This window comes from Rhodococcoides trifolii (assembly GCF_014635345.1).
GTDB classification, from domain to species: Bacteria; Actinomycetota; Actinomycetes; order Mycobacteriales; family Mycobacteriaceae; genus Rhodococcoides; species Rhodococcoides trifolii.
This window is the reverse complement of sequence record NZ_BMCU01000006.1, coordinates 88,513-103,654: the sequence shown is the minus strand read 5'-3', so window position 1 is coordinate 103,654 and position 15,142 is coordinate 88,513. Positions and strand designations below refer to the sequence as shown.

General features: G+C 63.6%; 13 protein-coding genes and 2 pseudogenes. 5 read left to right on the top strand and 10 right to left on the bottom strand.

Annotated features, from left to right (window positions below; genetic code table 11):
* Positions 1 to 34 precede the first annotated feature (34 nt).
* Together IEW02_RS22340 and IEW02_RS22335 are read right to left on the bottom strand one after the other, a co-directional pair.
* Entirely contained in the window at positions 35 to 1,117 is a 1,083-nt protein-coding gene (locus IEW02_RS22340; protein WP_188547136.1) for a tartrate dehydrogenase, read from the bottom strand.
* A gap of 45 nt (positions 1,118 to 1,162) precedes the next feature.
* The gene (locus tag IEW02_RS22335; protein ID WP_229746241.1) at positions 1,163 to 1,858 is read right to left on the bottom strand and encodes a GntR family transcriptional regulator; all 696 of its coding nucleotides are present in this window, start codon (positions 1,856 to 1,858) and stop codon (positions 1,163 to 1,165) included.
* Between the two features lie 120 nt (positions 1,859 to 1,978).
* Between IEW02_RS22335 and IEW02_RS22330 the strand changes: the two genes are divergently transcribed.
* On the top strand, positions 1,979 to 2,935 hold the full coding sequence (locus tag IEW02_RS22330; protein ID WP_188547133.1) for a phosphoglycerate dehydrogenase: 957 nt from the start codon (positions 1,979 to 1,981) through the stop codon (positions 2,933 to 2,935).
* Between the two features lie 206 nt (positions 2,936 to 3,141).
* Positions 3,142 to 3,951, top strand: a complete 810-nt coding sequence (locus tag IEW02_RS22325) for a GGDEF domain-containing protein (protein WP_188547131.1) — start codon at positions 3,142 to 3,144, stop codon at positions 3,949 to 3,951.
* 10 nt (positions 3,952 to 3,961) lie between these two features.
* Here the strand turns inward: IEW02_RS22325 and IEW02_RS22320 are convergent, their stop codons facing one another.
* The 3 genes and pseudogenes from IEW02_RS22320 to IEW02_RS22310 form a co-directional block, all read right to left on the bottom strand.
* Complete coding sequence (locus IEW02_RS22320; protein WP_188547129.1) at positions 3,962 to 4,663, bottom strand: GAF and ANTAR domain-containing protein; 702 nt, start codon at positions 4,661 to 4,663, stop codon at positions 3,962 to 3,964.
* Positions 4,664 to 4,794: 131 nt separating this feature from the next.
* Positions 4,795 to 7,186 (bottom strand): annotated as a pseudogene (locus tag IEW02_RS22315) (phosphoketolase family protein).
* Positions 7,183 to 8,061: pseudogene (locus IEW02_RS22310) on the bottom strand (universal stress protein). Before IEW02_RS22310 ends, IEW02_RS22315 begins: the two co-directional pseudogenes overlap by 4 nt.
* Positions 8,062 to 8,084: 23 nt before the next feature.
* On the opposite strand from IEW02_RS22310, the gene IEW02_RS22305 reads away from it, so the two are divergent.
* A complete protein-coding gene (locus IEW02_RS22305) occupies positions 8,085 to 8,444 on the top strand; it encodes a DUF4342 domain-containing protein (protein WP_188547127.1) in 360 nt (119 codons plus the stop codon).
* A 41-nt stretch (positions 8,445 to 8,485) separates the two neighbouring features.
* On the opposite strand, the gene IEW02_RS22300 is transcribed toward IEW02_RS22305, so the two are convergent.
* The 5 genes from IEW02_RS22300 to IEW02_RS22280 all read right to left on the bottom strand — a co-directional run bounded on the left by IEW02_RS22300 (position 8,486) and on the right by IEW02_RS22280 (position 13,347).
* Positions 8,486 to 9,133, bottom strand: a complete 648-nt coding sequence (locus tag IEW02_RS22300; protein WP_229746238.1) for a response regulator — start codon at positions 9,131 to 9,133, stop codon at positions 8,486 to 8,488.
* Positions 9,130 to 10,491, bottom strand: coding sequence for a sensor histidine kinase (locus IEW02_RS22295; protein ID WP_188547123.1), 1,362 nt, complete (start codon positions 10,489 to 10,491; stop codon positions 9,130 to 9,132). The genes IEW02_RS22300 and IEW02_RS22295 overlap by 4 nt, the downstream gene beginning before the upstream one ends.
* Before the next feature lie 170 nt (positions 10,492 to 10,661).
* Positions 10,662 to 10,805: a hypothetical protein gene (locus tag IEW02_RS22290; protein WP_188547121.1), complete on the bottom strand. Its 144-nt coding sequence runs from the start codon at positions 10,803 to 10,805 to the stop codon at positions 10,662 to 10,664.
* 192 nt (positions 10,806 to 10,997) lie between these two features.
* A complete protein-coding gene (locus tag IEW02_RS22285) occupies positions 10,998 to 12,704 on the bottom strand; it encodes a sensor histidine kinase (protein WP_229746237.1) in 1,707 nt (568 codons plus the stop codon).
* Complete coding sequence (locus IEW02_RS22280) at positions 12,697 to 13,347, bottom strand: response regulator (protein ID WP_188547119.1); 651 nt, start codon at positions 13,345 to 13,347, stop codon at positions 12,697 to 12,699. Before IEW02_RS22280 ends, IEW02_RS22285 begins: the two co-directional genes overlap by 8 nt.
* 229 nt (positions 13,348 to 13,576) lie before the next feature.
* Here IEW02_RS22280 and IEW02_RS22275 point away from each other — a divergent pair, with 229 nt between their 5' ends.
* A complete protein-coding gene (locus tag IEW02_RS22275) occupies positions 13,577 to 14,524 on the top strand; it encodes a universal stress protein (protein WP_188547117.1) in 948 nt (315 codons plus the stop codon).
* On the top strand, positions 14,521 to 15,039 hold the full coding sequence (locus tag IEW02_RS22270; RefSeq protein ID WP_188547115.1) for a flavodoxin domain-containing protein: 519 nt from the start codon (positions 14,521 to 14,523) through the stop codon (positions 15,037 to 15,039). Before IEW02_RS22275 ends, IEW02_RS22270 begins: the two co-directional genes overlap by 4 nt.
* Positions 15,040 to 15,142 lie beyond the last annotated feature (103 nt).

The following is a 15,142-nucleotide window of genomic DNA, read 5'->3' as shown; positions in this document are numbered from 1 at the left end:
CGAGTCCGCGATCGGTCAATGCCTCGGTAGGCAGTCAGCTTTCACCTGTGAGCTGGGTGACGATCTCGTCCCCCAAGCCCGCGGTTGTCGCCTGCCCACCCATATCAGGGGTAAGGCTGGCGCCGCCTCGAGCGAGGACCGCCCCGACGGCATCGAGAATGCCTGCAGCAGCCTCGGTCTCGCCTAGATGCTCGAGCATCATCGACGCGCTCCAGATCTGCCCGATCGGGTTGGCAATGCCGCGACCGGCTATGTCGGGAGCGGATCCGTGGACCGGTTCGAACAGGCTCGGGAACCGGCGCTCCGGGTTGATGTTGCCGCTGGGTGCAATGCCGATGGTGCCGGTGCAGGCCGGGCCGAGGTCGGACAGGATGTCGCCGAACAGGTTGCTGCCGACCACGACGTCGAACCAATCCGGGTGCAGCACGAAGTTCGCGGCCAGGATGTCGATGTGGAACTTGTCGACCCGAACGTCCTCGTACCTGGCGGCCATCGCCTCGACCCGAGTGTCCCAGTAGGGCATGGAGATCGAGATGCCGTTGCTCTTGGTGGCGGAGGTGAGGTGCTTCTTGGGGCGAGTCTGCGCAAGGTCGAAGGCGTACTTCAAGATTCGATCCACACCGGTCCGCGTCATCACGGTCTCCTGCATCACCGTCTCACGCTCGGTCCCTTCGAAGATCTTCCCGCCGACGCTCGAGTACTCGCCTTCGGTGTTCTCGCGCACGACGTAGAAGTCGATGTCGCCCGGTTCTCGTCCGACGAGTGGGCTGGTGACGCCGGGGAGAAGTTTGACGGGGCGGAGGCTGACGTACTGGTCGAAATGCCGCCTGAACTGAAGCAGGCTCCCCCACAGCGAAACGTGGTCGGGGACAGTGTCCGGCCACCCGACGGCACCGAAGAAGATCGAGTCGAAGCCCACCAGTTGATCGAACCAGTTCTCGGGCAACATTTTTCCGTGCTGGGCATAGTACTCGGCGTTCGCGTAGTCGAATCGCTCGAAGTCGAGGGTGAAATCGAATGTCGACGCTGCCGCCTCGAGAACCTTCACACCCTCCGGGACGACTTCCTTGCCGATCCCGTCGCCGGGAATGACTGCGATGCGATGCGTGTGTCCCATGGTGCGATGTCCTTTTCGGTGAAGGGGCAGATGGTCGGGCGAGGGTCAGGCAGAGTTCTGACGAACGGTGAGTTCGTCACCCGCGAGGGCGTCGATGGCCGCAGCAGTGAGACTGCCCCTGATGTGTCGGCGCATCAGGTCCGCGGCCGCGGAGCCGTCTCCGGCGACGACACATTCGAGGATGTCGAAATGTTGGTCGAAGTCGATGGTGCGCGGTTCGGCGCCCGGGGGCAGTTCCAGACCCACCCGTCGATAGCGGTCGGATTTGTCCCACAGATCCTCGAGTAAGTGGATCAGGACGTCGTTGTGCGACGCGAGGTACAGGGTGCGGTGGAACTCGCGGTGCGCGGTCAGTCCCTCCTCACCCCAACTCCGAGTCACTGGAACCAAACGCTGTGCAGCGTCACGCATTGCGGAGATGTCGCGGTCGGTGCGGCGCTGAGCGGCCAATTCCACCGCGCTGGGGTCGAGTGAGAGTCTCACCTCGAACAACTGACGCGCCTCGGTCGCCGACATCGGCGCGATGCGCACGTTCTTGTGGCTGTCGAGTTCCATCAAACCCTCGCTGCTCAAGCGGCGAACGGCCTCTCGGAGCGGCGTGATGCTCATGTCCAGACGTTCGGCCAACTCGTACTGCGCCAGGCGCGACCCAGCCGGCAACGTCCCGAGCAGGATCCAACTCCGCAGCTGGGCATAGGCGACGTCTCCCTTGCTGGAGAAGACATTCTGCGCGACGGCCACGGTGAATCGCCTTTCGTCCCGGGGTTGCGTTCTCCGCAACATCGCCAACGTCTCTGTGTATCTTATAAGATACACCGCAGTTCGAACTACCTCGCCCCCACACTGCAGGAAGACGACACCGTGGCCACCATCCTGATCACCACCGACTACCTCCATCCCGGCGACGACGTCGACGTGATGCTGCGAGAACGGGGGCACACGACCGTCCATTCCCCCGCCTCGGGGACGCGACCCGACGGCGAGATGGCAACCCTCCTCGCCTCCAGCGACGCCGCGATCATCGCCAGCGAACCCGTCACCGCAGAGATGATGGACGCGGCCCCCACACTGCGCGTCATCGCCCGCAGCGGCGTCGGATACGACTCCGTCGACGTCGACGCCGCCACCCGCCGCGGGATCCTCGTCTGCAACACCCCGGGAGCGAACCGGCACGCCGTCGCCGAAATGACCATTGCGCTGCTTCTCATGTGCGCCAGGCGAATCGGGGAAACAACCGAAGGAACCCGCAACGGGCACTGGCCACGGCACGACACCCGGCAACTACGCGGTGCAACCCTCGGCATCATCGGACTCGGACCCAGCGCGCGCGCCGTCATCGACCTCGCACGCGCCTTCGGAATGACGATCCTCGTGTCCACCGGTCATCCCGATCCCGCTCTCGCCGTCACCTACGTCGATACCCGCGACCTCTTGCGCGACGCCGACTTCGTCAGCGTGCATTCCCGCGCAACCACATCCGGCTCACCCGTCATCGACGCCGTGGCCCTCGCTGCGATGAAACCCACCGCGTACCTCGTCAACACCGCCCGCGGATCGCTCGTCGACGAGAACGCACTAGCGGACGCACTGCGAAACGGTGTCATCGCCGGCGCTGCGCTCGACGTGTTCACCAGCGAACCCCCGGACCCGGCGAATCCGCTACTGGCCATGCCCACCGTCGTGGCCACGTCACACCTCGCCGGACAAACACGTGAAGCGCGCGTCGAAGCCAGTGTTGCTGCGGCGAACTCGGTGATCGCCGCGCTGGCCGGACAGCCCGCCGACGGGACAGTCAACCCGGACAACAAAGACAAGTGAACATCATGACGATCGAGGTGATCATCCGGGCCCGCTATCCGTCGGCCTTGGCGGCGGGGTGAACGCAGTGAATGCGATCTCGCTGGACACCGGTACGAGGTCGAATTCGCCACCAAGTGCCCGCGCCTGTACGTACCATCGATACCCAGCCGCTCTACGGCGAACGGTGATCGCAGACTTGTATGTCGAAGCGACGGGATTGCCTCATGTATCGGAAGCACGCCTTGGTCGACAACCACCAGTTCACTTGGTTCGCGAACAGTGGCTCGTACTGGCACTGGGAACAGCATGTCGGGGATCCGCACGACGAGGCGGCGGCACATCGTGACGACTCCGCCGCCCGGCGAGATCGCAAGGCAGATCGACGCGACGAGTATGCGGACGGCCGCGATGGCAGAGCAGTCGATTCGGAACTGAGTGAGGGCGGAATAGACGCGTCTGCGGCGAAGCAACGTGAATTTGCACTGACCGACCGTCAGGACTCCGCCAGCGACCGCCAGGACAGCGCCGACGATAGGACTGAGTCGAAAGCAGACCGCCATCGGGCGGCGGACGACCGCGCCGCATCGTCGATAGACCAGCTCACCGGCGCGTACCGCCGGGACGCTGGAATGATCGAGCTCGCGCGCGATCTCGATACCGCTCGGAGAACCCGACGCGACATGATTATCGGCTTCGTCGACGTCGACGGACTCAAACGAGTCAACGACGAAAAGGGTCACGAAGCCGGGGACTTGGCCCTGCAGAACGTCGTTCGAGGTCTACGTTCTCGCTTGCGTCAGTACGACCTGATCATTCGTTTCGGTGGTGACGAGTTCGTGTTCGCTGTTGTCGGCGTGCCCGAGTCGGACGTCCGCGAACGGATCGACACGGTCAACCTCTCGCTGAGAGAGGGTGGTGGGGCCACGATCACCCACGGTTTGACCACCGTCGTGCGTGACGACACACTCCACGATGCGATCGCACGCGCCGACAGCGATCTCTACCGCCGCAGGCGCGCCATGAAACCTGCCTGACCTGTACGAGTCACCTCCGCCACGGCGCTCCGCCGCCTTCGTTCGACGTTTCGATCACGCGCGTGGAGACAGTGAACACGGTGACGTTCGTGTCCTGGGAAATCTTTGCGAGCATCTGGAAAGCGCGTTCTGCGTCCACGCTGTAGCGCTCCATCACAATACCTTTGGCCTGTCCTATGGTGTCGCGCCTCAGCAATGCGAGCTGAAACTGTTCGACCTTGCGCACGTCGCTCAGCGCGATCGCAGCGTGGGTCGCGAGAAGTAATCCGATGCCCTCGTCATCGGAATCGAAAGCGTTCGGGGACAACCCGAACAGGTTCAGGGCGCCGATGGATTCCGTGCCGACGTACAGCCGCAGCGAGAGCATGCTGTGAACACCCACCGCGACCGCGGCGCTGGAGAACGCGGGCCACCGCGGCTCGGTTCGCAGGTCGTCGCTTCGCACCACCCGCTCCGACTTCACCGCGTCGAGACACGGCCCGTGGCCGGAATCCTGCTGTACACGGTCGAGTTCGATCGTGAGTGGGTCGGTCGCGGCGACCGACACGATTCGATTCTGGTCGACCATCATGACGTCGGCGCACGCCACGCCCCCGATGATGCTCACGGCCGAGGCTGTCACGGCCGACGCCCGCCCGTCGATCGATCGAAGGAAAGTCAGAGAACGCGCGAGTGCTGCCATCTCGCGCCCGAGGTCACCATAAGTACTCATCTTCGTTCGATCGTGGACGAGAAACCACGCACTCACCATGGGCAAAGGTCACCTGATGCGGGGACGTCCGCCTGCGTTCGGACACCCCCGCGAGGATGTCGCAATACAGTCCACCCCTCGAGCAACGGCGGTCACGACCACCTCCACGCGCGAATCTCCGGAAGGTCCTCGAAGTTCTCCCTGATGTAGTGGTCGTGACGCACCAGCTGATCGACGCAGTGTCGCCACAGAGCGGTTGTCTCGGCAGCGCCGTCCATCACCCGGTCGAGCGCCTCGATGACCAAGTGGTAGCGACTCATCTTGTTGAGTACGACCATGTCGAACGGTGTTGTCGTGGTGCCTTGTTCGATGAATCCACGGACGTGGAACCGCGACGCGTCGGGCCTGCCGTGAAGGAGTTCGTGCACCGCGCGCGGGTACCCGTGAAACGCGAACACCACATCTACGGAGTCGGTGAAGAGGGCGGTGAACGCGGCGGCGGAGAGCCCGTGCGGGTGGTGATCACCGGGGAGCAGAGCCATGAGGTCGATCACGTTGACCACCCGGACGCCGAGTTCGGGAGCCCACCCGCGTAGAAGCGCTGCTGCAGCAAGGGTTTCCTCGGTCGGAACATCGCCCGCGCAGGCGAGAACGATGTGCGGGTCGGTGTCGGACGTGGCGGCCTCGGTTCCAGCCCATGTCCAGACGGAGGCACCTGCTGCCGCGTGTGCCCGCGCCTCGGGCAGCGTCAGGTACTGCGGGTGGCTTTGCTTGTCCACCACCATGAGATTGACGTGTCCGCGGCTGCGGAAGCAGTGGTCCGCCACCGCCAGTAGCGTGTTCGAATCCGGCGGCAGCCACACGCGCACCACGTCAGGGGCCAGAGGAATCACCGCGTCGATCAGACCGGGGCCTTGATGACTGAACCCGTTGTGGTCGTTGCGCCAGCACGTGCTGGTGAGCAGCACGTTCAGGGACGCGACGGGTGCGCGCCATTTCCAGTGCGGCAGCGTGCTGCAGCCATTTGGTGTGTTGTATCAGCATGGAGACACTGACCATTGCGAACGCTTCGTAGCTGGCGAACAGTCCATGCCGACCGGACAACAAATATGCCTCGAGCCACCCCTCGCACAGGTGCTCGCTGAGCACTTCCATGACCCTGCCGTCAGGGGCGAGGTTGTCGTCGAATTTCGTCCTCGGAAGCTGCCAGCATCGGTCCGTGGCCTCGAACACCGCCTGCAGACGGTTGCTGGCCGTCTCGTCCGGGCAGAACAACCGGAAGTTTCCACCGCCGTCTGCCGCGCCGTTGTCGAGGTAGATGTCGCGCATCATCTCTCCGAGAACCCTGGTCGTCTCGTGTGACGTATGCCCCGGTGATTCGATGTCCAGCGAGTAATTCTGCAGATCGCGAATGACCAACGGCTGCAACAGCTTGCCGCCGTTGGCGTGCGGCGTTGCACCGAGCCGCTTGTCACCTACCGGGGCGAGGTCGCGAATCGATTGCACCGGGGCGCCGGCGTCGTCGAAAAGGGAACGGGGATCATAGGACAGCAACCACTGCTCCAGTTGTGCAAGATGGTTCGGGTTCTCACGGACCCCGGACAACGGAACTTGGTGCGCCCAATGGGTTCCCTCGACGAGCTTGCCATCGACCTGGTGCGGGCCGGTCCACCCTTTGGGGGTCCGGAGGACGATCGCCGGCCACTCCCCTCCGAGTTCCGGCCTTCCGTTGCGCGCCGCGTGTTGAATACGCGTGATGGCGTCATGTGCTCGTGTCAGTGCATATTGGAACGCCACCAGCACCACCCGCGGGTCGTCACCCTCGACGAAGATCGGAGCCCAACCCTGTCCGCTCAGATAGTCGGAAATCGACAGGTCGGTGCTGCGCCCGAGCACTGTGGGTCCGGAGATCTTCGCGTCGTTGAGGTGCAGGATGGGAAGCACGGCACCATCACGGATCGGATTGAGGAACGCCGGGATCTTCCACGACCCGGAGAGCGGTCCGGTTTCGGCTTCACCGTCCCCGACCACGCACGCGACAACCAGGTCAGGATTGTCGAAGGCGGCGCCGGCGGCATGCGTCAGGGCGTACCCGAGTTCCCCACCTTCGTGGATGCTACCGGGGGTCTGCACGCTCACATGACTGGGAATGCCTCCAGGAGTGGAGAATTGGCGGCACAGCGCGAGAACACCCGCACGGTCGAGCGAGATGTTCGGATAGATCTCGCTGTAGGTGCCTTCGAGATAGGTGTTCGCCACCAGAGCCGGACCGCCGTGTCCCGGCCCCGTCACGTACAGCCAATCGGAATCGGTGGCCCGAATGTGACGGTTCAACAGTGTGTAGACGAGCGACAATCCCGGGCTCGTACCCCAATGTCCGAGCAGCCTGGGTTTGATGTGCTGCGCTTCGAGCGGCTCGGTCAGGAGAACGTTGTCCTGTAGATAGATCTGAGCGACGGTCAGATAGTTCGCAGCAGACCAATACTTGTAGTCGGCATCGACATCCGCCGAGCTGTAGGCTCTTTCGACGGTGGGTGCGCTCATCGGTTGGTCGGAACGACGACGACGGGAATGTCGACCGAATGCAGCACGGCACGCGACGTCGAGCCGAGGAGCATCGACTTGAAGCCACCGCGGCCGCGACTCCCCACGACGATCAGCTGTGCGATCTCGGCCTAATGAACGAGCTCACGAACGGGTCTGTCCTGCACCATCACTCGCTGAACCGCCACGTCGGGGTAATCCTCCGACCAACCGGCCATGCTCTCGGCCAACGACACGTTCTCGGCGAACTCGGAATCCCACCACTGTCCGTCGGCCTCACGCGTGAACACCGTGCCGAGTTCCAGATCGCTCCATGCGTGAACTGCGATCAAGTCGACTCCACGAGTCGAGGCTTCGTCGTAAGCGACACCGATGGCGGGTTGGCTGTTCGGTGTGTTGTCGACACCGACGACCACCGGACCGTCGCCGATGTGTCCCGACTTGATCACTGCAACGGGGCATCTCGCGTGAGTCGCCACCGCGGTACTCACGGACCCGATCAGGCCACCGGTGAATTCTCCCAGGCCCCTCGAACCCACGACGATCATGGCAGGGGTGTTCTCCAAGTCGAGCAACACCTTCGCAGCAGGTCCGAACTCGATCCGGGTGTCCAGCGAGATGGTGCGCCCGTCGGCCGAGTCGTGCGCGACGTCCACGGCCTCTGTGAGAACACGTTTCGCTTCGACGTCTTGGTCTGTGAACGACCCGACTCGAAGGTCGACGGCGTCGGCATAAGTTCCAGGGACGAACACCTTCGAGGTGACCAACTCGAGAGGTGCGTGACGACGAAGCGCCTCGAGGGTTCCCCACCGCACGGCGTCGAGCGACGACACCGATCCGTCGACTCCCACGACTATCCGGGACGATGCAACCATGATTATTTCCTGTCTGTCGACTGTTGTTCGTACCGGCTCGAAATCCAGCATCACCGACGGCAGCGTCGCCGGACAGTGACGGAAGTCCTCACTGTGGGGACCGAGGTCCCCGTTCAGCGCCGTCTCGGGCGCGCAGCAGTCCTGTCAGTCGGTACGACGATGACCGGAATCTCGCAGTCGACGACGGCAACGTCCGCCGCATCTACATCAAGGACGAAGACGGCACCACGATCCTGGAGATTCCTTTGGCCACAGGTCTCGCCGCAACAGTAATTACAGCTGCGTTCATGCCCGTGCTCGTCGCCGTCGGCGCGGTGGCCGCACTGATCGAGCACGTCACCGTAGGTATAGAGCGACGGGACTCCGACGACACCGGCGATTGATCGCGTGCAGCGCTCCGACCACACCCACTGCAGTTTTCGGATTACGGCGCGGGTGGCGGGTGATTGGCGATGTACACCGCGGCTTGCGTGCGTCTCTCCACGCCGAGCTTTCCGAGCAGTACGGACACGTAATTCTTGACTGTCTTCTCCGCGAGAAAGAGGCGTTCGCCGATCTGCCTGTTGGTCAACCCGTCGGTGATCAGGTGCAGCACTTCTTTCTCGCGCTCGGTCAACGTCGCGATACGCGGATCCTCCGGAGGGCCCGAGCGGAGACGTTTCATCAGAGCGGCGGTGACCGTGGAATCGAGAAGCGACAGGCCGGCCGCAACGTCTCGAATGCTCTGCAGCAGAGCGGATCCTCGCACTTCCTTCAGCAGATACCCCGCTGCGCCCGCCATGACTGCGGCAAACACTGCGTCGTCGTCGTCGTACGACGTGAGAATGAGGCAATGCAAGTCCGGCATCCGCGATCGCGCGTCTCTGCAGACATCGATTCCGCTGCCGTCGGGCAATCGCGTATCGAGAACCGCCACATCGGCTTCGGAGTCGACGATAGCTTGCACCGCGTCCACAGCCTTGCCTGATTGACCCACGACCAGGAATCCGGGTTCGGTGTCCATCAAATCCGCGATTCCTCTGCGCACGATCTCGTGATCGTCGAGAAGGAACACTCGAATCGGTGTGCTCATGTGAGTGGAATGCTCCATCGAATCACTGTGCCGGCCTTGTCGGTTCGAGGGCCGGCGGAGAATGTTCCCCTACGCGCCTGCGCTCGGGTATCGAGGTTCGCCAACCCACTGCGTCGAACGGACGTATCCATTCCCATCCCGTCGTCGGTCAGCTCCAGTTCGACGTGCGACGGTGTTGCGCGAACGGCGATCTCGACGCGGCCGGCCGAAGCGTGACGTGAGACATTGGCAAGACTTTCCCTTACCACGGCGACGAGATCAGCGAGCACGGCGTCCGATATCAGTGCGTCCACCGGCCCGGAGAAGGTGAGCGACGGACGAAGTCCGAGTTGTTCCGACGATTCGGCTGACACCGCCGACAACTGCGCCCGCGCGTTGCCGGTGCTCGGCCCGACCGGCCCGTGCAGGTCGAATATGGCACTTCTGATCTGTCTGATGGTGTCGTTGACATCGATCACCACGCGGTCCAAACGAGCGGCGTGCGGATCGCCGTCGTCCATTCCCAACTCGATGCTCTCGACGCTGAGTCCAGCTCCGAACAGCCGTTGAATGACGTGATCGTGCAGATCCCGTGCTATCCGCTCACGGTCCTCGGCCGTGGCCGCACGCTCGCGCGCGGACCGGGCGTCGGCCGCATCCAGGGCTGCTGCAACGCGATTGGCGAAGACGCCGACCGTGGCCAGGTCGACGGCGGTGAATCCGGGTCTTCCCCGTGCACGTCCCACGATCACAGCGCCCCGAGGTCTCCCGCTGCCCATCATCGGTAGCACCATCGACGGACCCAGCTCCACAGCGGTCGCCATGTGGAGGGTGCGGGGGCTCTCGTCTCGAGCATCTGTCAGAAGTGCTGCTCGACAGTCGTCGTTGTCGAAGCCGGCAGCAGTTGAGATGTCGAAGCTGGACGCGGCCAAGATGTCGGAACCCAACCCGGAGGCTGCCGTCACGATCCACACCTCGGGGTCCGCGGTCGGCACGGCCACGTTCACCGCATCCGCATCGAGGATCTCCAAAACCCGCTGCGAGAACAGGGGAAGTGGATCACGCCCGTCCTCGGAAGAAATCAGGGCTGCGATTTCGAGTGCAGCGCTCGATGCTCGCTCCTTGCGCTGCATCACGTCCAGAAGAATCGCGGTTTCCAGGGCCGAGCCCGCCATCGAAGCCAACGAAGACCAACTCGAGTCGTCGCCTCGCGTGCCCTGCACCGCGAACAAGGTGCCGACTTTGCCGCTGCGACCCGTCAGAGGGATCGAAAGAAGGGTGCGCGCGGGGACCGTAGTCCGTGTCATGGTCCGACCGAAGTGGGACAGCTCACCGAGCGGCCCGGTCACACCGATCGCGCAGAATTCCGATTCGGTCACATGTGCTGCACCCCGGACGAATTCGCTCAGTGTTTCGGACAGCGCGGAAGTCACCGGGTCGATCTTCGGAAAGGCGGATGGAGAACGTGGCGGCAGCTCGGCTGTAGAGATTGCGCCAGCGTATCCCCCATCTGCACATTCGCCGGACCCTGAGTCGCGGACGGATTACGTCACGCGTATCGACGTCCGACCACCGAATTGATGGACATGCGCACCAAGTCGTCGATGTGGTCGGCCGCGCCGTCCCTCCGGTGGAGCGAATCATCCACCGAGTCGGGCACCGGCAGCCGCATTCCCGACACGGTTCCCTTCACAACGACCGACCAACCTGTCCCGTTTCGGTCCTCGACCCTGTCCCGATCCGGGTGCCGTCCGTCCCTTGCTCGCTCGTGGCCTGACGTTCACGCTGGACGGGATCGAAACGGGACCCGTGCAGACAAGGCCGACATCGGGCGACCACCCGTACAAAACCGCCGATATCAAGGGACACGTGCGGACGTGGTTCATCACGGCAAGGGAACAGACCAGACGATCCGCGTTCCCTGGCCGGACTCGGGCGCGCCAACGGTGAACGACCCGCCGCACTGGACGGCACGAGAGCGCAGGTTGGCGAGTCCGCTGGGGGTCACGTCCTCGGGCATCCCGACACCGTTGTCGATCACTTCGACGACGAAGTCGTCCGCGACCGACACCGTGATCGCCACTGTCAGGGCGCCCGAGTATCGGACCGCGTTGCTGAGCGCCTCGCGTATGACGGCCACCGAATGATCGGCGAAGACCGGACCGATCACCGACAAGGGACCCGACATGCGCACCACGGTGCGGATGTGTGCGCCATCGACGAGTTCGTCGATCGCATCGTGAATTCGTTGGCGTAGACGGGTGGTGGACACGGCCGCGCTCTGGAGGTCGAAGATAGTGTTACGGATGTCCTGAACCACGTCCTGCAGATCGTCGATCGTGGTACTCAGCCGCGATCGTATTTCCGAAGAGTTGGTGCGTTGCAACGTACTTTGCAACGACAACCCCGCCGCAAATATCCGCTGAATGACGTGATCGTGAAGGTCGCGCGCAATCCTGTCGCGATCGGAGAGCACCTCCAACTCGAACACTCGACGCGAAGATTCGGCGACCTGCATCGCCAACGCTGCCTGGTCGGCAAAACTCGACAGCAATTCGAGCTGGTCGTCGGTGAAGGGCAGTCGATCGCTCTGTCGTAGAGCGACGAGCACCCCCCTGACGTGGTCTGCCACACGAAGCGGTGACACCAAGGCCGGGCCGAAGGCACGTTCACTGCCCGACACCACGAATTGCAATGTGTCCCGGCGGATCGACGTCCGACTCCGGAACGCAGTTCCCGAGGACGATCCCTCCACCGGAATGACGTGTGCGAGCAACTCACCGACGCCATCGCCTTCGACGACGGTGACCACCAACTCCTTCACTGCCTCGGACGGTTGTCCCGGGTCCTCGGGTACGGCGATGAATGTCAGATCCGAACCCGTCAGTTGCAAGGCCTTGCGCGCGACCATCGAGAGCACCTGGCGGGTGTCCGTGCCGGACAACAATTCCGTTCCGATGTCACGCGTCGCTTCGATCCACGCCTGCCGCGAGCGCGATTCCTCGTACAGGCGCGCATTCTCGATAGCGATGCCTGCCGCGGAAGCCAGCGCGCGAGTGACGACCTCGTCGTCCTCGGTGAATTGCGAACCGCCGTTCTTCTCGGTCAGATACAGATTGCCGAATATTTCCTCGCGCACCCGTATGGGCGCGCCGAGAAAACTTTTCATCGGTGGGTGGTGCGGAGGGAAACCGACTGCGTCCGGATGCTCCGACAGATCGTTCAACCGAACGGCATCGGGATGGTCGATCAGCAGACCCAGAACGCCATGCCCGGTCGGCAATGCCCCGATCTCCGCCTTGGTGGAGTCGTCTATTCCCAGGTTGATGAACGCACCGAGTTGATTGTCGTTGCCTCGAACACCCAGTGCACCGTATTTCGCGTCCACCAGTTTGACTGCGGATTCCACGATCGAACGCAGGGTTTCCTCGAGATCGAGACCCGAGGTCACCACGAGCATGGCCTCCAGCAGACCGTCCGCTTGCTGGCGCGCGTCGGCGATACGACCGATGCGGTCCTGCACCTCGCCCAACAACTCGCCCAACCTCAATTCGGGAAGGCTCGTGTGCTGGCCGTTGGTGCGGTCATCCACGGCTCGTGGTCCTCGCTCCGGTCAGGGTGGACGAGAACACCGCCGCCTGCGTCCGCCGTTCCATGCCGAGTTTGCCGAGCAGCCTGGACACGTAGTTCTTGACGGTCTTCTCCGCCAGGAACATCCGAGCTGCGATCTGGCGGTTGGTCAGTCCCTCACCCAACAAGCCGAGCAGGACCCGCTCCTGCTCGGTGAGTTGCTCCAGAGGCCCCGGCTCGGCGGTCACCTTGCGCAGCTTGGCCATCAGTGCAGCCGCAGCCCTGTTGTCCAGCAACGACTTTCCGGCACCGACGTCCTTGATGGCGGTGGTCAGGTCCATGCCTGTGATGTCCTTGACGACGTACCCACTGGCTCCCGCGAGAATAGCGTCCAGCATTGCCTGGTCCTCGGTGTACGAGGTCAACATCAGGCACCGCAGGGACGGCACCCGGTCGAGGAGTTCGCGGCACAGTTCGATGCCGTTGCCGTCCGGCAGCCGAACGTCGAGGACCGCAACGTCGGGCATCAGCGCGGGTATTCGCGCCAGCGCGTGCGAACAATCGCCTGCTTCACCCACGACCGTGAGTTCGGCGTCGGATTCGATGACGTCGATCAATCCGCGTCGAACGATCTCGTGATCGTCGACCAGAAAAACAGTGAACAAGAGTGGACTCCTCGGCTACGTGGGTCGTTGCCTGCGCCCGTAGTTCTTCGGCGACCGACCTCCGGCCTTCCCGCAGTCCTGACCCTACGCAGGCCTGGCCGATTCGGCGGAGACGGAAAGTCCTCGAACTCGAGGACCAACGTCACTTCGGGCGGTGGTTTAGGACCGCGGCGCCGCCGCCGACCGACGCGTTGGATGAACTGACCGATTCAACCGACGAGGAGATCCCGTGGCCGCCCGTGATGTCGACCCGTACGTGACCGTCGTCGGGATCGACGGGTCCGCATCGGCCCTCGATGCGGTCCGGTGGGCGACGATCGATGCGGAGTTGCACAACTCGGACCTGGTGATCATGTCGTCGGTGAAGAACCCGACCGACGTCCGCGATGTGGGGGTTCCGGAGTCGTACTACGACGACTTGTACACGGACACCGCCCGAGCCCTCGCCGAAGCGCGGTCGGTCGCCGAACGTACGGTCGGCGTCCGTTCTGCGATATCGATTCAGACCGAACCCGCGGAGGTAGGAGCAATTCCGTCTCTGCTCGAGTGGTCGAAATCCGCGCGGGTCATTGTCTTGGGGTGCCGGGGTCTCGGAGCCCTCGGTCGGGGCATGTTGGGGTCGGTGAGTTCGTCGGTGGCCATGCATGCTCATTGCCCGGTCGCCGTGATCCGCACCTACACCGAACTGTCGTCTCGCTTCACGCCGGCAAAGTCCGTGGTCGTCGGCACGGACGGGTCACCGGGGGCCGCCGACGCCGTGCTGGCAGCGTTCGAAGAAGCCTCCCTCCGAGACGCAGCAGTCACTGTTGTTCACGCCTGGGCGGATGGCGATCTGTCGGTGGGACCGCCGAGCCGGAGCGCGGGGTGGTCGAGAGGAAAGGCGGGCGCCGAGGCATTCCTGGACGAGGTCTTGTTCGGACCCACCGCGTCGTATCCGCAGGTGAGCGTCCGCAGGGTCGTCGTCCGCGACCGGCCTGCCGCAGCTCTGCTCGATCACGGTCAGGCGGCTCAGCTCATCGTGGTCGGAAGCCATGGTCGAGGGGGCTTCGGGGGGATGCTGCTCGGGTCCGTCAGCCGGACTGTTCTGCACGCCGCACCATGTCCCGTCATGGTCTACCGCACGCCGCAGGGCGCCGCAGAACACTTGGTCGACACCCGGAAGGAAGCACGAACATGAGAGTTCTGATCGCAACGGCCAGCCGCCACGGTGCGACGCGAGAAATCGGCGACCGTATCGCCGTTGCGATACGAGAGGGGTTTCGCCGGCACAGCATCGGTGACGAGGTTCTGGTTCAGGACTGCGACGACGTCGATGCAGTGGCCGACTACGACGCAGTGGTGCTCGGAAGCGCCGTGTACATGGGACGGTGGTTGAAAAGCGCGCGCATCCTGGCGGAGCGTGAGTTCTCCGAACTGGAAACCCGTCCGGTGTGGCTGTTCTCCAGCGGACCGCTCGGTGACAGCAACAAAGAACCACCGAAAGGAAAGTGGGACAAAGCATCCTGGGCGCTGGAACACAGAGTGTTCGGCGGGAAGATCGACCGCGCGGTACTGTCGCGGCGCGAACGCCTGGTTGTCACACTGATCAAGGCGGCGAACGAGGACGACCGGTGTTGGTCCGACATCGACGCGTGGGCCGACCATATCTGCACCCACCTCACGGCACTTGCCCGACAGACCGCGGTGAACTGAGGTGAGCCGCTGGCACCTACACCCCGGGGTCCGTACTGGAGATGCACTGACCACCACTTCCAGGTCCCCGCCGCGATGACTTCTGCGCCCCGGCAGAGTCCGA

Coding starts and splice junctions, on each gene's coding strand:
- IEW02_RS22300 (WP_229746238.1), bottom strand. CDS start 9,133: ATGAGCACACCGATTCGAGTGTTCCTTCTCGACGATCACGAGATCGTG.
- IEW02_RS22340 (WP_188547136.1), bottom strand. CDS start 1,117: ATGGGACACACGCATCGCATCGCAGTCATTCCCGGCGACGGGATCGGC.
- IEW02_RS22325 (WP_188547131.1), top strand. CDS start 3,142: ATGTATCGGAAGCACGCCTTGGTCGACAACCACCAGTTCACTTGGTTC.
- IEW02_RS22320 (WP_188547129.1), bottom strand. CDS start 4,663: ATGAGTACTTATGGTGACCTCGGGCGCGAGATGGCAGCACTCGCGCGT.
- IEW02_RS22270 (WP_188547115.1), top strand. CDS start 14,521: ATGAGAGTTCTGATCGCAACGGCCAGCCGCCACGGTGCGACGCGAGAA.